14 protein-coding genes, 15 tRNA genes and 1 rRNA gene are annotated in these 18,511 nt (G+C 52.4%); 25 read left to right on the forward strand and 5 right to left on the reverse strand.

What is annotated here, in order from left to right:
• The 21 genes from rrf to BUB68_RS03720 all read left to right on the forward strand — a co-directional run.
• Positions 1-100 (forward strand): 5S ribosomal RNA (rrf, locus tag BUB68_RS03620); the annotation flags it as partial.
• A gap of 26 nt (positions 101-126) precedes the next feature.
• A tRNA-Asn gene (locus BUB68_RS03625) sits at positions 127-202 on the forward strand.
• 24 nt (positions 203-226) lie between these two features.
• Positions 227-303, forward strand: a tRNA-Gln gene (locus BUB68_RS03630).
• Between the two features lie 6 nt (positions 304-309).
• Positions 310-385 (forward strand) — tRNA-Lys (locus BUB68_RS03635).
• 8 nt (positions 386-393) lie between these two features.
• A tRNA-Glu gene (locus BUB68_RS03640) sits at positions 394-468 on the forward strand.
• 6 nt (positions 469-474) lie between these two features.
• Positions 475-550, forward strand: a tRNA-Lys gene (locus BUB68_RS03645).
• A gap of 6 nt (positions 551-556) precedes the next feature.
• Positions 557-632 (forward strand) — tRNA-Val (locus BUB68_RS03650).
• Positions 633-638: 6 nt separating this feature from the next.
• A tRNA-Asp gene (locus BUB68_RS03655) sits at positions 639-715 on the forward strand.
• A 39-nt stretch (positions 716-754) separates the two neighbouring features.
• Positions 755-830 (forward strand) — tRNA-Phe (locus tag BUB68_RS03660).
• Positions 831-840: 10 nt separating this feature from the next.
• Positions 841-916, forward strand: a tRNA-Thr gene (locus BUB68_RS03665).
• A 14-nt stretch (positions 917-930) separates the two neighbouring features.
• A tRNA-Gly gene (locus BUB68_RS03670) sits at positions 931-1,004 on the forward strand.
• Between the two features lie 18 nt (positions 1,005-1,022).
• A tRNA-Leu gene (locus BUB68_RS03675) sits at positions 1,023-1,111 on the forward strand.
• 23 nt (positions 1,112-1,134) lie between these two features.
• Positions 1,135-1,221: transfer RNA gene (locus tag BUB68_RS03680), tRNA-Leu, on the forward strand.
• Positions 1,222-1,276: 55 nt separating this feature from the next.
• Positions 1,277-1,362 (forward strand) — tRNA-Leu (locus tag BUB68_RS03685).
• A 106-nt stretch (positions 1,363-1,468) separates the two neighbouring features.
• Complete coding sequence (locus tag BUB68_RS03690; RefSeq protein WP_073088444.1) at positions 1,469-2,830, forward strand: uracil-xanthine permease family protein; 1,362 nt, start codon at positions 1,469-1,471, stop codon at positions 2,828-2,830.
• Positions 2,831-2,847: 17 nt separating this feature from the next.
• Positions 2,848-3,423, forward strand: coding sequence for a xanthine phosphoribosyltransferase (locus tag BUB68_RS03695; RefSeq protein WP_073088445.1), 576 nt, complete (start codon positions 2,848-2,850; stop codon positions 3,421-3,423).
• Between the two features lie 91 nt (positions 3,424-3,514).
• Positions 3,515-3,601 (forward strand) — tRNA-Leu (locus BUB68_RS03700).
• Positions 3,602-3,606: 5 nt separating this feature from the next.
• Positions 3,607-3,692, forward strand: a tRNA-Leu gene (locus BUB68_RS03705).
• A 72-nt stretch (positions 3,693-3,764) separates the two neighbouring features.
• Positions 3,765-5,063 (forward strand): lipase family protein, encoded by a 1,299-nt coding sequence (locus tag BUB68_RS03710; protein WP_073088446.1) that lies wholly within the window; start codon positions 3,765-3,767, stop codon positions 5,061-5,063.
• Between the two features lie 72 nt (positions 5,064-5,135).
• A complete protein-coding gene (locus tag BUB68_RS03715; RefSeq protein WP_073088447.1) occupies positions 5,136-6,260 on the forward strand; it encodes a DUF362 domain-containing protein in 1,125 nt (374 codons plus the stop codon).
• Positions 6,257-6,718, forward strand: coding sequence for a MazG nucleotide pyrophosphohydrolase domain-containing protein (locus BUB68_RS03720; protein ID WP_073088448.1), 462 nt, complete (start codon positions 6,257-6,259; stop codon positions 6,716-6,718). Before BUB68_RS03715 ends, BUB68_RS03720 begins: the two co-directional genes overlap by 4 nt.
• 72 nt (positions 6,719-6,790) lie before the next feature.
• Here the strand turns inward: BUB68_RS03720 and fliD are convergent, their stop codons facing one another.
• Positions 6,791-7,744, reverse strand: coding sequence for a flagellar filament capping protein FliD (gene fliD, locus BUB68_RS03725; RefSeq protein ID WP_073088449.1), 954 nt, complete (start codon positions 7,742-7,744; stop codon positions 6,791-6,793).
• Positions 7,745-8,133: 389 nt separating this feature from the next.
• Between fliD and pyk the strand changes: the two genes are divergently transcribed.
• The 3 genes from pyk to ilvN all read left to right on the forward strand — a co-directional run bounded on the left by pyk (position 8,134) and on the right by ilvN (position 11,911).
• Positions 8,134-9,546 (forward strand): pyruvate kinase, encoded by a 1,413-nt coding sequence (gene pyk, locus BUB68_RS03730; protein ID WP_073088450.1) that lies wholly within the window; start codon positions 8,134-8,136, stop codon positions 9,544-9,546.
• Positions 9,547-9,716: 170 nt separating this feature from the next.
• Entirely contained in the window at positions 9,717-11,411 is a 1,695-nt protein-coding gene (ilvB, locus tag BUB68_RS03735) for a biosynthetic-type acetolactate synthase large subunit (RefSeq protein ID WP_178139461.1), read from the forward strand.
• On the forward strand, positions 11,411-11,911 hold the full coding sequence (gene ilvN / locus BUB68_RS03740; protein ID WP_073088539.1) for an acetolactate synthase small subunit: 501 nt from the start codon (positions 11,411-11,413) through the stop codon (positions 11,909-11,911). Before ilvB ends, ilvN begins: the two co-directional genes overlap by 1 nt.
• A gap of 31 nt (positions 11,912-11,942) precedes the next feature.
• On the opposite strand, the gene BUB68_RS03745 is transcribed toward ilvN, so the two are convergent.
• From BUB68_RS03745 to BUB68_RS15205, 3 genes are read right to left on the reverse strand one after another with little or no spacing between them, the layout of a single operon-like run.
• Positions 11,943-15,065 (reverse strand): ATP-binding protein, encoded by a 3,123-nt coding sequence (locus BUB68_RS03745; RefSeq protein ID WP_073088451.1) that lies wholly within the window; start codon positions 15,063-15,065, stop codon positions 11,943-11,945.
• Positions 15,062-15,712 (reverse strand): response regulator, encoded by a 651-nt coding sequence (locus tag BUB68_RS03750; protein ID WP_081371844.1) that lies wholly within the window; start codon positions 15,710-15,712, stop codon positions 15,062-15,064. The genes BUB68_RS03745 and BUB68_RS03750 overlap by 4 nt, the downstream gene beginning before the upstream one ends.
• Before the next feature lie 16 nt (positions 15,713-15,728).
• Complete coding sequence (locus BUB68_RS15205) at positions 15,729-15,866, reverse strand: hypothetical protein (protein WP_178139459.1); 138 nt, start codon at positions 15,864-15,866, stop codon at positions 15,729-15,731.
• Between the two features lie 224 nt (positions 15,867-16,090).
• Between BUB68_RS15205 and BUB68_RS03755 the strand changes: the two genes are divergently transcribed.
• Complete coding sequence (locus BUB68_RS03755; protein WP_073088452.1) at positions 16,091-17,773, forward strand: carbon starvation CstA family protein; 1,683 nt, start codon at positions 16,091-16,093, stop codon at positions 17,771-17,773.
• Between the two features lie 89 nt (positions 17,774-17,862).
• On the opposite strand, the gene BUB68_RS03760 is transcribed toward BUB68_RS03755, so the two are convergent.
• On the reverse strand, positions 17,863-18,189 hold the full coding sequence (locus tag BUB68_RS03760; protein ID WP_073088453.1) for a helix-turn-helix domain-containing protein: 327 nt from the start codon (positions 18,187-18,189) through the stop codon (positions 17,863-17,865).
• Between the last annotated feature and the right edge of the window lie 322 nt (positions 18,190-18,511).

Here is an 18,511-nt window from a genome sequence, read left to right on the forward strand (position 1 = left end):
AGTGGTTCCACCTGTTCCCATACCGAACACAGTAGTTAAGCACTCGTACGCCGAAAGTACTTGTCTGGAGACGGACTGGGAGGATAGGGCGTTGCCAGTTAAGAACTCCTTTTTAGGAGTTATGCTTCCCCGATAGTTCAGCCGGTAGAACGGTGGACTGTTAATCCATATGTCGCAGGTTCGAATCCTGCTCGGGGAGCCAATTATGATATACCTCTGGGGTGATTGGGGTATAGCCAAGTCGGTTAAGGCACGGGACTTTGACTCCCGCATCCGCTGGTTCGAGTCCAGCTACCCCAGCCAGATAATGGTTCACTAGCTCAGTTGGCAGAGCACCTGACTTTTAATCAGGGTGTCCCGGGTTCGAATCCCGGGTGAGCCACCAATAAATATGGCGCGTTGGTCAAGTGGTTAAGACACCGCCCTTTCACGGCGGCTTCATGGGTTCGAATCCCATACGCGTCACCATATCATGACTCACTAGCTCAACTGGCAGAGCAACTGACTCTTAATCAGTAGGTTCACGGTTCGATTCCGTGGTGGGTCACCATTATATGGGCGATTAGCTCAGCTGGGAGAGCGCCTGCCTTACAAGCAGGATGTCAGCAGTTCGATCCTGTTATCGCCCACCATTTTATGGCCCGGTAGTTTAGTTGGTTAGAATGCCGCCCTGTCACGGCGGAGGTCAGGGGTTCAAGTCCCCTTCGGGTCGCCACTTGATATTAACGCCTACGGGCGTTAAATATATATATGTGCCTTTGTAGCTCAGTTGGTAGAGCAGGGGACTGAAAATCCCCGTGTCAGTGGTTCGATTCCGCTCGAAGGCACCATTTTTTTCAGGCTGGTGTAGCTCAATTGGTAGAGCAGCTGACTTGTAATCAGCAGGTTGGGGGTTCAATTCCTCTCGCCAGCTCCACTTTTTGATACTATGCGGGTGTAGCTCAATGGTAGAGCCCCAGCCTTCCAAGCTGGTCACGTGGGTTCGATTCCCATCACCCGCTCCATATGCAGATTGTTTAACTGCCGGGGTGGCGGAACTGGCAGACGCAACGGACTTAAAATCCGTCGGTTGGAAACAACCGTACCGGTTCGATTCCGGTCCTCGGCACCACTTAAAATTACATAGTTTATCATGCGGACGTGGCGGAATCGGCAGACGCGCTAGTTTCAGGTACTAGTGGTGGTGACATCGTGGAGGTTCAAGTCCTCTCGTCCGCACCATTTTTATATTCAGGCCTTTGTGCTGGTGGTGTCCTTCAGAGGGCATATTTTTTTCGCGGTCGTGGCGGAATTGGCAGACGCGCTACTTTGAGGGGGTAGTGTTCACAAGACGTATGGGTTCAAGTCCCATCGACCGCACCATTTTTATTTCTGCAATGAGAACTTGTTCTATGATATAGATTCGTGGAACAAGTTTTTTTTATATATTTTTTTATTTCATATCATTTTGCAGGAGTGATGAAGAAACATGAAAGAAGCGAGTATCGCGAACATTTACCGACTTGATGGCCGCGTGCCTCTGGGAGCAGCCATACCTTTTGGCTTGCAGCACGTATTGGCCATGTTCGTAGCCAACCTGACGCCAATCGTCATCATTGCCGGAGCGGCAGGTTTTGACAAGCCGATGACGGCCATGCTGGTGCAGAATGCCATGTTTGTGGCTGGTATTGCGACATTGGTGCAGTTGTATCCACTGTGGAGAGTGGGAGCGCGCCTGCCTATTGTCATGGGCGTAAGCTTTACCTTTGTGACAGCAATCTGTTTTGTGGCGGCTAATTTCGGCTATGGCGCCGTAGTAGGGGCTGTTCTGGTTGGCGGTGTTTTTGAGGGTACCTTGGGACTGTTGGCAAAATACTGGCGCCGCTTTATATCCCCAATCGTTTCGTCGATTGTCGTTACCACCATTGGTTTTTCGCTGCTGGGGATCGGCATCCGTTCTTTCGGCGGGGGTTATAATGATGGTTATGGTTCTTGGGAGAATTTGTTCCTGGGAACAGTCACCCTTGTTACCTGCTTGCTTTTTTCTTCGTTTGCCAAAGGCCATTATAAGCAAATGGCTGTATTGGTTGGTTTGATTGTAGGCTATATCGTGGCTTGTGCGCTGGGAAAGGTAGATCTGTCTGCGGCTTTTGCTGGCAATGTATTTGCCCTGCCGGCCTTTTTACCAGTGGCACCGGAATTTAATTTAGGAGCAATCATTTCCGTAGGGATCATCTTTTTGGTATCGGCAGCGGAAACGATAGGAGATACGACAGCAATGGCTGTCGTAGGCCTCAAGCGTGACATAAAGGAGCGGGAGATTTCCGGCTCTTTGGCTTGTGATGGTTTTTGCAGCTCGGTGGCATCGCTTTTTGGCTGCTCGCCGATCACTTCGTTCAGCCAGAATGTCGGTCTGATTGCGATGACGAAGGTCGTGAATCGCTTTGCCATCATGACCGGGGCGGTGGCTATGATCATTGCAGGGATGTTCCCGCCTATCGGTGCATTCTTTGCTTCCTTGCCGGATGCGGTATTAGGTGGCTGTACGATCATGATGTTTGGTTCTATCATGGTCAGCGGCATTCAGATGATGAGCCGATTGCAGATGACGCAGCGCAATGTGACGATTGCGGCGCTGTCTTTTTCCCTTGGGATCGGTACGACTACGGCATCAGAGAATGCAATCTGGCATGTTTTCCCGCAGGTCGTGCAGGATGTATTCAGCGGCAATTGTGTGGCAGTAGTCTATGTCGTGGCGATTTTGCTGGATACCTTCCTGCCGGCCAATATGGAAGTGGAGCAAGAAAAAGACGAGGAAGAAGTGCTGGAGCCAGCTATTGATCATCATTAAGAAAAGGAGATAAGATTGTGGAATTATTGAAAGAGCGTATTTTAACCGAGGGCTACTGTTTATCGGGCAATATCCTGAAAGTGGATTCCTTCATCAATCATCAGATCGATCCCGAGTTCACGATGGAGATGGGCAGGGAATTCGTGCGTCGTTTCGCTGATGTGAAGATAGACAAGGTGCTGACCATCGAAGCTTCGGGCATTGCCATTGGGATGGCCGTGGCTTATGAGCTCAAGAAGAAGCTGGTCTTTGCCCGCAAGAATCCTTCGCTGCTGATGCAGGAGGATATGTATACCTGTCCCATCACGTCTTATACCAAAAAAGAGGCCAAACTGGTCTATGTGCTCAAGAAATTCCTGGAGGCCGGGGAAAATATCCTGATCATTGACGATTTCATGGCTGATGGCAATGCGGCTTTAGGTCTGGCCAATATTGTCGAGCAGGCTGGCGGCAACGTCGTCGGGATCGGCATTGCCATCGAAAAATCTTTCCAGCAGGGGGCCGAGCGTGTCCGGAAGGCTGGTTACCGGGTGGAATCGCTGGCCAGAATCGCTTCTCTGGAGAATGAGCAGATAAGATTTGTGGAAGATTGAGATTTTCGCAAAAAAGCTATTGACATATAGGTCAAAGTGCCTTATAATAATTTTCGTTGGTTCGGTGCTTGCATCGGACACAAGTGAATAAGCGGACGTGGCGGAATCGGCAGACGCGCTAGTTTCAGGTACTAGTGGTGGTGACATCGTGGAGGTTCAAGTCCTCTCGTCCGCACCATATTCGCGGTCGTGGCGGAATTGGCAGACGCGCTACTTTGAGGGGGTAGTGTTCACAAGACGTATGGGTTCAAGTCCCATCGACCGCACCATTTGATCTTTAGGCCCAGACGGTTGTCTGGGCTTTTATTGCATATATATATGACAATAAAGGAGGGGTTGCTATGCGGCACAAGCTTATATTATGCGTTCTGTGCTTGCTTTTTGCCGTTTCGCCTGTGCAGGCGAAAGAGCTGGACCGCGCGGAACTGAACTTTGCTGCCGCCTTGATTTCCATGTCTACTTATGGGGCTGAACTCAATCTACTAGCCCGGCAATGGCTGCAGGATCTGGGCTGGGTAGTGGATTCTCATGAGTATGCAACGGCGCTGGCAGAGGCGCGGGTCCATATCCTGGCCAAGAAGCTGCCCGATGATGAGCAGATCTATGTGTTGGCTTTTCCGGGGACGGAACGCAAACAGGATGCTCTGGTGGATCTGCGGATGAAACGGGTGGTCTTTGCTGGACAGTCGCCGGCAGAATTTGAAGCAGCGGCGGAGCGAACGGATAAAGAGGCCAGTATGCCGCTGGTACACAAGGGATTTCATGACTATACCCAGGCGGCTTTGTTCAGTGAGAAAATCCCGGATTTCGCCAATCTGACCTTAGGGGAGGCTATTGCCCGGGATCTGCGCAATCATCCCTCTTATCAGCTATACCTTACTGGTCACAGCCTGGGCGGAGCAGCTGCCACACTGGCGGCGGCAAGGTTGGCGGATCTGGGGGTTCGTCCCTCTCAGCTGCGGGTTATCACGTTTGGTGCTCCGGCTGTGGGCAATACGGCTTTTGCCAGAACTTATGAAAAGCGGATGCAGCTGACCCGGATCACAATCGATGGGGATCCGGTCAAGGCTGCCCTGCAGTCGTTGTCCAATTATGTGCAGTTTGGTGAGAAAGTGGTCTGGGAAAGTCATCTGGGACGTTTCCCGCATGATATGACCTTGTATTTGGATGAGGCTTTGCGGCATTATCAGGATGCCCATAGCGAGCAGGATCATCCTTATCTGGTTACAGGCCAGCGGCGGCAGGTACAGGGACTCATCTATGTGGCTCCGTTTGACTTCCAGGTGTCGGATCTGCTGAGTGCAGACAAGCGTTATATGGAGCGGGTAGCCAGAGGAATCCTGAACTCTGCCTATACGCCAATCGTTTTCGGCACAACAAATGGCGATATCTATCAGGAAGCCCGCAAGCTGGGGGCAAAATATATCCTTTATGAGCATTTCCGTGGTCAGCGGATCAAGAAGGAAGAGAACAACTTTCGTCTGGCTATGGAAGAGGAATTGTACGATATCGATGGCAATGTCCTGAGCTTCCAGTCTTACAGTACCACAGCCCGTACGCTGACACCCATTGAGGCAGTCGGGTATCTGGTCATGCAGGCTGAGCCGGAACGTAGTGCAAAATTAAAAGGGACAACCTAAAAAGCAGGTTTTTTAGGTTGGCTGCCGAATAAGATATTGTGTGTATATTGCCGTAAGGCAGGGAGGTTTGCAATGGAAAAGTCTAAGGTTTATTTTACTAGTTTTCGCACGCAGGTAGGTACGAGCTGGCTGGAGAAACTGCGTCGTTTGTGTATTGCGGCGGGCATCAAGAACATCGACATGGAAGGCAAATTCGTGGCCATCAAGATGCACTTTGGTGAGATGGGCAATCTGGCCTTCCTGCGTCCTCAGTATGCCAAGGTCGTGGCGGATCTCGTCAAGGAACAGGGCGGCCTGCCGTTCCTGACGGACTGCAATACCCTTTATCCCGGCAGCCGCAAGCATGCTTTGGAGCATATGGATATTGCCAATCTGCATGGTTTCAATCCCATGACCACAGGGTGCCAGATCATCATCGGTGACGGTCTCAAGGGCACGGATGATGTGGAAGTTCCGGTCAAGAATGGTGAATATGTCAAGGCTGCCAAGATCGGGCGCGCTGTGATGGACGCCGATATCGTCATCAGCCTGGCGCATTTCAAGGGACATGAGATGACGGGCTTCGGCGGTGCCATCAAGAACCTGGGCATGGGCTGCGGCAGCCGTGCCGGCAAGATGGAGCAGCATTCTTCCGGCAAGTGCGTGGTCAATCAGGATAAGTGCCGCAGCTGTCATAAATGCGCGAAGGAATGTGGTTCCGATGCCATCCGTTTCGATACGGGCAAGGCCTATATCGATCCGGAAAAATGCAAGGGCTGTGGCCGCTGCATCGGTGCTTGCGGTTTCTCTGCCATCCGCAATGAGCAATGGGATGCCGGTGACCTGCTGGACAAGAAGATGGCCGAATACACGCAGGCCGTGGTGCAGGACCGTCCTTGCTTCCATATCAATCTGGCCATGGATATCTCGCCGAACTGCGACTGCCATGGCGAGAACGATGCACCCATCCTGCCGGATATCGGCATGTTTGCTTCCTTTGACCCCGTGGCTATCGATCAGGCCAGCGCCGATGCTTGCCAGAAGGCTACGCCGGTGCGGGACAGCCAGTTAGGTGATAATCTGGCCAAGGAGGATTGGCACCATCACCATGATGTGTTCATGGACAACAATCCCAACGTACATTGGAAGGAAACGCTGGAACACGCTGAAAAGATCGGCATGGGTACCCGCGAATATGAACTGGTGACGCTGAAATGAGCCTGGATGGATTGCGGCGGCTGCAACATATCGTCAAAGAGCTGCGCGGGGAAGGCGGCTGCCCCTGGGACAGGGAGCAGACGCATGAAAGCCTGAAGCCTGCCTGCATCGAGGAAGCCGCCGAAGTGCTGGCGGGGATTGATATCCTCACAGCCACGGGCAAGGCCGAAAATCTCAAAGAGGAACTGGGTGATCTGCTCTTGCAGGTGGTCTTTCATGCCCAGCTGGCAGAAGAAGCCGGACTCTTCAATCTGGATGATGTGGCCAAAGCCGCCAGTGACAAGATGGAACGCCGCCATCCGCATGTGTTCGCCGGCGCACCGGTGGAATCCGTGGACTGGGAAGCCATCAAGAAGGCTGAAAAAGCCGGCCGGGAATGGGAGGAAGACTACCTGCCAGGGGCCTTTGATCAGGCAGCGGCCCTGATTGAACGGGCCAGAAAGCGCAAGCAGCTGTAACCGTTGACCATAAGCATGACAAAGGGGCATTGCAGGAATCTGCAATGCCCCTTTTGGCTGTTGGAGGGCTCTTTAGAACAGGGAGCTAAAGAGATTGCCAATCATGCCGTACTGAACAGAGGCGCTCAGTACCCGTGGGTTGGTGTAGGCTGAGGCCGTTTTGATGCTGTCACCGAACATGCTCTGCAAGGAGGGGAACAGTTTGTCACTCTGGTTGTTGGCCTCGGTGAGATGCTGTTCTGCCTTGCCGGCAAGTCCATTGCTGCCGAGGGCGTTTTTCACGCGGTCGCCGTTTTCCGTAAGGGCTTTGGCGAGTTTGTCCTCATCCACAGACATCTTGCCCGTCTTGCTGTCCACCGTGATGCCGAGCTGCTTGTAGGTGTCAGCGCGGTATGTGGTGTCGGCGAACGACTTATGGAGTGATTCCATTCTCTTCCCTACACTGCTGTAATCGCTGGTGAGGTCTAAGGAATCATTGTAGTCGGAGACCAGCTGCTTGACATTGCTGATGGCTTTTTTGAGTCCATCGCTATAGGTCTTGGTGCCGTCTTCGGCTTCTTTGATATCATCCGCACTGAATTCGTAGCTCATGTTCTTGGCGGTCTGGGCAGATTCATGCAGATCGCCCATATACGCTTTGAACTGCGTGTCAAAGTTGGACTTGGCCTCATTGTAGGAGTTCACAAGTCCTGCCGCGCTGCTGGATACGCCGGAAATGGCGCTCATGCTGGCCAGGCTGGAGGCCGTTGAATTCGTGTAACCGGACCAAAGGCTGGCGATGGAATCCTGGGAAGCGTTGCTCTTTTTGCTGCTATAGGCAGAATTGAAAGAGTCCACCAGCGTGCTGAGAGAGCTGATATTAGAAGCCGCTGCCGTATAACTCTTGCTTTGGGCAGAGCTGGAGCTTTGACTGCTGCTTTCTTCAGCGGCGCTGGCTTTTTGTGCTGCCGTAGTCTTCTGGGTGTCTCCCTGGGCCATCTTGTACATCGTGTACGTATCCTTGGTCATTGCCGAAATGGTAGACATGATACATCCTCCTTTCCCACTGAATCTGGAAAGCACAACACTTTCCTTATTAAGTTTATCGACAGAAACGGGGCAAAGCATAAGAACTTTTCGTATTGGGAACAATTATAATTAATAGGAATAGTTGCAGGTTATGTAAAGGAATAAAAGCAATAAATTTCAAGCAATGAGCCGCTTTTCAGAAAATATATTTTTCCATTGATTTTCGCCAAAAATGTTTTACTTATGGGGACAAAGAGTGTAGAATAGTAGCAGATGGGGATTTTTTCCCCGATGAAACAGGCCGTAGACAGGACGCCATACAGCGACTCCGGAAAGGGACGATAGTTCCTACGGAGGTGTCCGTCTAAAATATAATATGTAGTAAAAGAATAGGTGGGGTTTACAACATGTTAAAAAAGACGAAAATCGTTTGCACGCAGGGTCCGTCCACAGAGAAACCGGGCGTAATCGATGCACTGATTGCCAATGGCATGAACTGCGCACGCTTCAACTTCTCCCATGGTGACCACGAAGAACATCTTGGCCGTATCAATATGGTTCGTGAAGCAGCCAAGAAAGCTGGCAAGGTTATCTCTTTAATCCTCGATACCAAAGGTCCGGAAATGCGTCTGGGCGAGTTCAAAGATGGCAAGGTTATGCTGGAAAAAGGCAACCAGTTCACTCTGACTTATGATGACGTACCGGGTGACGAAACTCATGTTTCCGTAAACCACAAAGGTCTCTATACGGAAGTCAAGCCGGGCGACACCCTGCTTCTCTCCGATGGTCTCGTAGCTCTCAAGGTAGACGAAATCAAGGGCAAGGACATCGTGACGACGATTCAGAACAGCGGCAAGATGAGCACCCGCAAACGCGTAGCTGCTCCGGGCGTATCCCTTGGCCTGCCTCCTATCTCCGAACAGGATGCTAAGGACATCATCTTCGGCTGCGAACAGGATATGGACTTCGTAGCTGCTTCCTTCATCCAGCGTCCGGATGACGTACTGGCTATCCGCAAGCTCATCGAAGAGCACAATGGCCGTATGGAAATCATCCCGAAGATCGAAAACCTCGAAGGTGTCAAGAACTTCGATGCTATCCTCGAAGTTTCCGACGGCATCATGGTTGCCCGTGGTGACCTGGGCGTAGAAGTTCCGGCTGAAGACGTTCCTCTGATCCAGAAGGAAATCATCCGCAAGTGCAACGCTGCTGGCAAGCCGGTTATCGTTGCTACGCAGATGCTCGACTCCATGGAACGCAACCCGCGTCCGACCCGCGCAGAAGTATCTGACGTTGGTAACGCCATCCTCGATGGTACGGATGCTATCATGCTGTCCGGTGAAACGGCTTCCGGCGACTATCCGGTAGAGGCTGTTTCCACGATGAACCGCATCGCACAGCGCATCGAAAGCTCCCTCGAATACAAGGAACTCTTCGTGGAACGCGGCTTCCAGCACATGGAATCCCGTACGCGTGCCATCGCTCATGCTACGGTTCAGATGGCTTACGAGCTCGATGCTCCGGCTATCATCACGCCGACCGAAACGGGTTACACGACGAAAGTCGTTTCCAAGTATCGTCCGAAGGCTGCTATCGTTGCCTACACTCCGAGCGAGAAGGCTCTGCGTCAGCTGAACCTCCGTTGGGGCGTATATCCGGTTCTCGGCACCATGTGGAACGATGTGGATGAGATGATCAGCAACGCTACGGCTGCTGCTGTCAAGGAAGGTCTCGTAGAACGTGGCGACCTCACCATCATCACTTCCGGTGTGAAGGCTGGCAAGGGCAACTCCAGCTCCGTACGCGTGTACAACATCTAATCTTATACCGCAAGGATAATCAATTCCGCTCCTGCAAGGGGGCGGAATTTTTTATTTGTACTCTTATATTGTAACTATGTATACAAATGGTGTATAATATTACTTATGAATTGTGTTAAAATGTAAACAATTACCAAACATACTTAGTGAGAATGGGAGGGCTTGCTTTGATGATGAATGGCGCTCAGGCGGTATTGGAGAGCCTGAAGAAAGAAGGCGTGGATGTGGTGTTCGGCTATCCGGGGGGAGCGGTGCTGACACTTTACGACGCGGTTTACAAGATGAAATTTCCCCATATCCTGACCCGGCATGAGCAGGGAGCTATCCATGCGGCTGATGGCTATGCTCGGGCTACGGGCAAGGTGGGCGTGGTGTTTGCGACCTCCGGCCCCGGTGCCACGAACCTCATTACGGGTATCGCCACGGCCTGCACGGATTCCGTGCCGCTGGTGTGCATCACGGGACAGGTGGCCAATCCCTATATCGGCAAAGATTCCTTCCAGGAGGCCGATATCTTCGGCATCACGACGCCGATCACCAAGCATAACTATCTGGTCAAGGACGTCCGGGAGCTGCCGCGGGTGCTCAAGGAGGCCTTCTTCATCGCTAATACGGGCCGCAAAGGTCCGGTGGTCATTGATGTGGCCAAGGATGTCTTTGATGCGAAAATCGACTATGAATACCCGGAAAAGGTCAATCTGCGCGGCTACAGCGGTGTCTATGATGGCAATGAAACGGAAATCGCGGCAGCGGTAGAGGCGGTGCAGAAGGCAGAACGTCCGCTGATCTTTGCGGGCGGTGGTATCATCAGCTCCGATACGGCGGCAGAAGTGCAGAAACTGGCGAAGAAACTCGGTGTGCCGGTGACTTCCACCTTGCTGGGCTTAGGCGCTGTGCCGGCGGATACGGACGGCTTTTTGGGCTTTGCCGGGATGCATGGTTCGTATGCGGCCAACATGGCTATCCAGAAATGCGATTTGCTGCTCTGTATCGGCATGCGCTTCAGTGACCGCGTGACAGGCCGTGTGGACGGTTTTGCGCCTAAGGCGAAAATCATCCATTTCGAGCTGGATCGGGCAGAAATCAACAAGAATGTCACGGCAGACCTCAAGGTGTTGGGGGATTTGCGCTGGACGCTGCCCCGCTTCAACAAGAAGTTGTCGGCCACCAAGGAGAAGTTTGCTGAGAAGTTCAAGGGCTGGAAAGCGGATGTCCTCAAGATGCACGCGGAACATCCTTTCAGCTATGTGGAAAACGGTGAGGCCATCAAACCGGGGGCACTTATCCGCAAGGTTAGCGAGCTGTCCGATAAGGACACCATCGCCGTGACGGACGTGGGCCAGCATCAGATGTGGGCCGCGCAGTTCTTTGACGTATACAAGCCGCGCCACTTCCTGACCTCCGGCGGTCAGGGCACGATGGGCTATGGCCTGCCGGCTGCTATGGGGGCCAAGGTCGGCGCACCGGACAGCAAGGTCGTGCTCTTCACCGGCGATGGCAGTATCATGATGAACTGCCAGGAATTTGCGACCATCGCGGACAACGATATCGATGTGAAGGTCGTGATTGTCCACAACTGCATCCTGGGCATGGTGGGACAGTGGCAGCGCCTGTTCTACAACCATCATTATTCCCAGTCGGAGCTCAAGGGCAAGACGGATTTCGTGAAGTTGGCCGAAGCGATGGGGCTCAAGGGCTACCGCCTGACGAAGAAGGAAGAGCTCGATACGGTACTGCCCCAGATCATGGCAGAGAAGGGCCCTGCACTCATTGATGTGCTGATTCCGGAAGAAGAGGACGTCCTGCCTATGGTACCGGGCGGCAAACGGCTTGACCAGATGGTGCTGGGAGGTAGCAAGAAATGATGAAAAAATATTTATTAGCAGTGCTGGTGGACAACAAACCTGGTGTGCTCACGCATGTTTCGGGGCTGATCAGCCGCCGGGCTTTCAATATCGAAAGTATTTCTGCCGGGTATACAGAAGAACCGGATGTGACCCGCATCAATATTGTGGTATCCGTGGAATCCAAAAATGAGCTCGACCAGGTGGTGACCCAGCTGGGCAAGCTCATTGATGTCATCAAGATCGTAAATCTGTCGGAAGTGGATTCCATCGAACGGGAACTCGTGATGATCAAGGTGCGGGCCGACAAGAGCAATCGTGCCGAACTCATTGATATTGTCAATATCTTCCGCGCCAATATCGTGGATGTAAGCCAGGAAAATGTCGTTATTGAGCTTACTGGTCAGGAAAGCAAGATTGACGGCATCATTGAGGTGCTTTCGGATTACGAGATCATCGAGATTGCCCGTACCGGCGCGATTGCCTTGTCCCGCGGGCCGGTGCCGGTCAAGCAGATGTAACTGCTCCGTGCAGGAGCTTTTGCAGGGCATCTCAATCCGGGACGGCGGCGGCTTTTTTGACCGCTGCCAGGCGCTCTGCATCGGCTTCGGCAAGCTGATAGCCGGATAATTCCGTCAGCATATAGGTCAGGCTGTCATAATCAAAGCTGGCAGCAATTTCTTGTAAAGCCTCCCAGGCTTCGGCAACTTCCGAAGCACTGATGGGGGCTTTTTCGTCGTTGGCTTTCTCTTGAGGCCGCAGGGGGGCAAGGTTGCGCAAAAAGCTGCGATAGAGCGCCATGAGGGCATTGTTGTTGGCGAGGATTTCCTCATAGTAGCCGTTGTTGCCTGCATCTTCAAGGCGCCGGGCCTTTTCGGATAACTCACCGGCACCGATTATCCGGGCTGTGCTCTTTAAGGCATGGACTTTGGTGGTGTAGTTATTCCAATCCTGCAGCTGATAGAAGCGTTCGATCTCTGTGGACCCGCTTTCAATGGACTGGACAAATACGGTCAGTGCGTCCAGATAGTCGCTGACTGAGCCGCAGTGTTCTATGCCGGCGTTCAGGTCAAGACCCGGTACATCACTCAGCCAGGCCGGCAATGCGGCTTCCTGTTCGGTAGGCTCTGGCATTCCCGCTGGACGTACTTTTTCGGCAGGCAGGTATTTGCACAGCATATTTTCCAGCAGGTGGCTGTCAATGGGTTTGGTCAGGTAGTCGTCGAAGCCTGCGGTGATGTACTCCTCCCGGGCACCGCTGATGGCATTGGCAGTCAGGGCGATGACCGTGGTATGGCGATTCGGGAAGTTTTCTTCCAGACGGAGTTCTTTGATTTTCGTCAGGGTTTCAATTCCGTCCATGCCGGGCATGCGGTGATCCAGAAGAATCAGGTCATAGGCTGTGGTCTGCAGCCGTTCCAGACATTCGTAGCCGCTCAGGGCAGTATCTGTCTGTACGCGTGTCTGCTTCAGCAGGCTTTTGGCCACAGTCAGATTCATCGCAGTATCGTCTACGATGAGGATCCTTGCCTCCGGGGCAATAAAGCTTTCCCGATAGGTGCTCTGCTGGCTGATCTGCTGGCGATAAGCCGCTTCGTAATTGCCCATGGGAGTCCAGTTCAATACCTGTTGGCAGATGGCAAAGGCAAAACAGGAACCCTCACCATAGCGGCTTTCGACTTCCAGATGGCTGTCCATCAGTTCCAGCAGGCGCTGGGTGATATTCATGCCCAGTCCTGTCCCCTCGATGGTGCGGTTACGTTCTTCCTCGATGCGCTCAAAGGCATGGAAGAGTTTGCTGATATCTTCCTCCTTGATGCCGATGCCGGTATCTTCGACTTCAATCCGCAGGCGGATCTCATTGGGCGTGTCCGTGGGGGTCCAGGACAGGCGCAGGGTGACAGAACCTGTTTCCGTATACTTGACCGCATTGGTCAGGATGTTGGTCACCACCTGCCGCAGGCGGATCTCATCGCCTTTGAGCACGCTGGGCAGATCTTCAGCAGCCTCGACGTAGAACGCGAGGCCTTTTTTCTCTGCCCGCTGACGCATCATATTGGCCAGGTCATTCAAGCAGGAGCTCACCGCATATTCTACAGGGATGATTTCCATTTTCCCGGCTTCGATCTTGGAAAAGTCCAGGATATCGTTGATCAGGCCCAACAAGGTATTACCAGCATTGCGGATATTTTCCGCGTATTCCCGGGTATGTGGTTCATGGGTTTCCCGCAGGATCATTTCATCCATCCCTAAGACGGCATTGATGGGGGTGCGGATCTCATGGCTTATATTGGAAAGGAACTGGCTTTTCGCCAGATTGGCAGCCTCGGCGGTATGGGCCATAGCCCGCAATTCCTTATTGCTCTCGTCTAATTCCCGGGTGACGGCGGCCAGGAAGGTGGCCATGCGTTCGGACAGGGGGATGATGCGGTGTTCCTTTCGCTGGGTGGTGATATCCATGTCGCTGAGTTTCAGATGGGGCTCTCCCTCACGGAGGCCTGCTGCAACCAGGGCGCTGTTCAGGATGCCGCCCTGGTTCTGATAGCGGTAGATTTCCGACGTGCCATAGTTGCAGATCAGGTGGGGGGCGAAGCGGCGGTAGCTGTCGATCTCGAATGGCGCTTTTTCCTTGAGGAACAGGGTGCGGTTGCCGCAAACCGTCAAAAACAGGGCTTGAGGGGCGAAGCCCCACATATATTCGCTGTTTATGACGGTTTCCTGCAGCAGGTCCTCATGTACGGCGTAAGTCAGGCGGATCTTTTCGCCGGTGTAGACATCGCTGCTGAAATACAGCCGTCCAGCGTCATCATAGCGGGGCGGGACCCGCGCGATGGTACAGCCATTGCGTTCGATTGCCAGTGGGAATTCGGATATATTGTAGACGAAATTTTCATCCGGCAGTACATTGAGATAGCGGTGATAGACTTCTGTAGGCCGCATATTGTCGATGAGGGAGATGCAGTTGTTTCCCTTCGTGGCGGTGATGGTCATTTCTTTGCCCAGTTCCTTCCAGCCGAAGAGATAATCGGTCTTCACATGGAGATCTTTGCCGCTGAACACAGCCAGTACGATGCCTTGCCGATACATGTCCTTCCCGATGACATACTGCTGTTCGACATCATTCATTTCATTGAAGGAAAAGAGATTGTTGAATTTTTGGCCGTCGGCACTGAATTCGAACATCCCTGCTGTGCAGCCGAAATAGGAAATATCCGGCGTATCCTTGGTGAGACTATTGATGAACTGGTAAAAGTTGATGGACAGTCCCGCACAGTATATGGCGGCAGCCTTGCTGTCTGCAATGGCCTGGATCTGTGCGCTTAATTCCTGGCCGGCAACGGCATAGCCGTCAGGAGAGCCCGTGTATTCTAAAAGGTCTACCCGGCTGCTTTCCAGAAAGGTCATATTCATCTGGAGCACGGAGTCACGTTTCTCACTGCCATAAAGAGCTTCGCTAATGCCTGTCACCACGGCCTGAGGAAAGACCTCCCGGATGGCGGTGCGCACCTGGGTCGCGGTCACTCGGCAGAGCAGCCGGAACAATAGATGGATATAGACGGCATTATCCTGCCGGTCCGCGGATTCAGCCTTCTTCTGCCAAAGGATTTCTTTGACCTTGGCGACAAACGCAGGCCGGTCCGTTTCCCAGCGAATGGTGAAACCTTCCTGTATCATGGTATGCGCCCTCCGGTTGTTCCGCTTGGATCGTGCAGTTTTTGATATTTGCGTTTCTCAAAGAATTCATCAATAGCGGCCACAAGTTTGCTGCGTTCCATGGATTTCAACAGGTAGCCATCCGGTTTCAGGGCTAACACCTTCATAACGCTTTCGCGGTCACCCTTGCCGGTCAGGAAAATCACCGGGATGGAATCCAGGCGGGTCTCGCTGCGGATCATTTCCAGCACTTGCGGCCCGGAGGTCACCGGCATCTCGTAATCCAGCAGGATGAGATCCGGCTTATTGTCGGCGATATACATCAGGGCTTGTGCACCGGACGTCACAATCGTGATCCTATATTTGGTGGAGAGCCAATCCTTTATCATTTTGAGGAAGGTGCCGTCATCATCCACGAGCAGGATGTTCTTGCGCCTGGCCAGGTCATTGCTGGCTTCCAGCAGCCAATCCACCTGTGCTACGAGTTTTTGCATATCAAAGGGGCGTTCGAAGGCGGCGGCAATCAAAGCTTTGGGGATGGTATGGGTAACCGTCTCGATTTCATTGGCTGTACCGACCAGAATCAGCAGTTTGTCCTCCTCGGTACAGATATCCTTGATGTAGACCAGTGTGCCCGTGATCTCGTCCACAAAGTCTCCGAGATACATGACGAAAAGTTCCGCCTCATCTTTGTTTTTTTTCGATATCTTCTACGGCAGGGTCAACGAATATTACCTCATAGCCTCCGTTCTGGAGGTTCTTGGCGATGGTATTGAGCATAAAGGACTTTCCTCTGTGAACCAGCAAAATATTCTTTTTCATGTCCCCCGATCCTTCCTATCTTAGTCCCTCTGTTTATTCGCATACTACTTACTTACCCATTTCGCCACGGGCGGGAAATATCCTGCTGATTCGGGGCGGCTTTGGCGATTTATCTGTGTTTACAGGTTGACACATGAAATGCAAAGTGTTATTATGATGGCTATACAAAAGTCCATTGCAATAGCACTTATTTTGTAAAGGTATCGTTGAAAGAGGGTTTTAGGATGAATGGTTTGACACTTGTAGGCTTTGCCATGTGTGCATTCGTGGCGGCCTATTTTTTGTATGGACGATGGCTGGTGAAGACATGGGGGATTGACCCCAAGGCGAAGACCCCGGCTGTAGCGCTGGAAGATGGCGGGGATTTTGCTCCGGCTTCCCGTTTCACGGTCTTTGCCCATCAGTTTTCTTCCATAACGGGGGCAGGGCCTGTGACTGGCCCGATCATCGCGGCCATGTTCGGCTGGGCGCCGGCAATGCTCTGGCTGCTGGTGGGCGGCATTTTCTTCGGTGCGGTTCAGGACTTCACCGCACTCTATGCTTCCGTAAAGAATCAAGGAAAAAGCATGGGCATGCTTATTGAGCATTATGTAGGGGCTACGGGACGCCGCTTGTTCCTTCTGTTCTGCTGGCTCTTTACGCTGCTGGTACTGGCTGCCTTTGCGGATATCCTGGCGAACACCTTCAATGGCTTTTCGAAGGATGGCTCGTTGAACGTGCCGGGCGCACAGGCTGCAACCATTTCCCTTCTGTATATTGTCGTGGCAATGGGGTTCGGTTTATTCATCAGCAAGGTACAGCCTTCCGGTCTGGTGAAATTAGCGGTAGCTGTGGTGCTGGTGGTGGCCATGTTTGCTGTGGGCATGCAGTATCCGCTGTATCTGGATGCGCATAGCTGGCGTTATGTGACCTTTGGTTATTGTTTCATTGCTTCTGTCCTGCCCATGTGGCTGTTGATGGAACCCCGTGATTATCTCTCGTCTTTCCTGCTGCTGGGCATGGTCTTTGGAGGTGTGGTTGGTGTACTGGTGGCCAATCCGGTCATCAATATGCCGGCTTTTGTAGGCTTCACGGTCAAGGGGCAGTCGCTGTTCCCGATTCTCTTTATCACCATTGCCTGTGGTGCCGTATCCGGCTTCCATAGTCTGGTATCTTCCGGCACTTCCTCCAAGGCAATCGCGAACGAAAGGGATATGTTGCCGGTAGGGTACGGCGCGATGCTGGTGGAATCCCTGCTGGGGGTGGTGGCACTGGTCATCGCCTGTGCTGCCGCCTCTGATGGCACGCTGCCGTCTGGTACGCCCTTCCAGATCTTTGCCGGGGCTATCGGCGGTTTCTTCCAGATGTTCGGTCTGCCGGCTGCGGTTTCTGCCTGCATCATCACCATGTGTGTGTCTGCTCTGGCTATGACGACCATTGATTCGGTGGCCCGCATTGGCCGCATGTCCCTGCAGGAATTGGTCGCACCCAGTGAGGGCGGACAGGCAGGCGCATTGACCAGGATATTGATGGACAAATATGTGTCTACAGCCTTGACTCTGGTTCTGGCCTTTGCTTTGTGCCTGGCCGGCTATATGAATATCTGGCCGTTGTTCGGGGCTGCCAACCAGCTCCTGTCCGCACTGGTGCTGATCTCGTTGGCACTGTTCCTGAAATCTACAGGACGCAAGGGCTGGATGCTCTATGTGCCCATGTCGTTCATGTTCCTCGTGACCATGAGCGCGCTGGTCATGAGTGTGGCTGGTATCGTCGGGAAGATCGGCAGCGGCGACTTCACGCTGATGGTGGATGGTCTGCAGCTTGTCCTGGCCATCGCCTTGATGACCTTGGCCGTACTGGTAGTCCGGCATTGTGGTGGCGGCCTGCTGGGGAAAACGCCAACGGACAAGGGTGTTGTGATCGATTGAGGACAGGATTTATTCCATAATAAAAATAGACCGTACATAAGCTCGGCTTATGTACGGTCTATTTTTATGGCCTGTATTCATATTATGTATTATTTGTTGGCCAGCAATAATTTCAGGGCAATCTGTTTCTCTGCGGGCATGTCCTGCAGCAGTCTCAGAAGCTGTGGATCGATGTTGGCCGCGACGGCTGCCCGGGGATTCTCGGTTTCAACATTCGCGGCCAGATTGTTCAGGTCCTCAATGCGGATGTTGAGAGCTCCGCAGATCTTCAGCACGTTGTCCATCGCTGCGCCGCCGATGGAGCCGTTCAGGATGGACAGCAGCGTCGTATAGGGCATGTTGATTATCTTGGCGAAGTTCTTCATGGTATAGCCATGGGACTTGATGAGGGCTTTGATATAGTCTTCTCTGCTCATAAGCGTGAATCCTTTCCTTGTCGTGGAAACCTCTGTGTTCTATTCTACAATTTTGTGCCGGAAAAGAAAAGACCTTGGCGGAAAGAAACGCGCAAAAACATATTATCAATATAAAAAACGACAAAAAATAATAAATAAAAATCATATTTCGTATTGACTAATATGAAATTCTGTTGTAGTATAGGCATGTAAACGAAATATAGTGTTTGAAACGAGCATAAAAACGAAATAATAATGTTATGTGAAAATAACGAAATGACGCACGAAATGAAGTTTTTGGTTGATATCAGGTTTTGCTCGTTATAATCATGCATGTCAACGA

Source organism: Pseudoselenomonas ruminantium, assembly GCF_900142515.1.
In the GTDB taxonomy this organism is placed as follows: Bacteria; Bacillota; Negativicutes; order Selenomonadales; family Selenomonadaceae; genus Selenomonas_A; species Selenomonas_A ruminantium_D.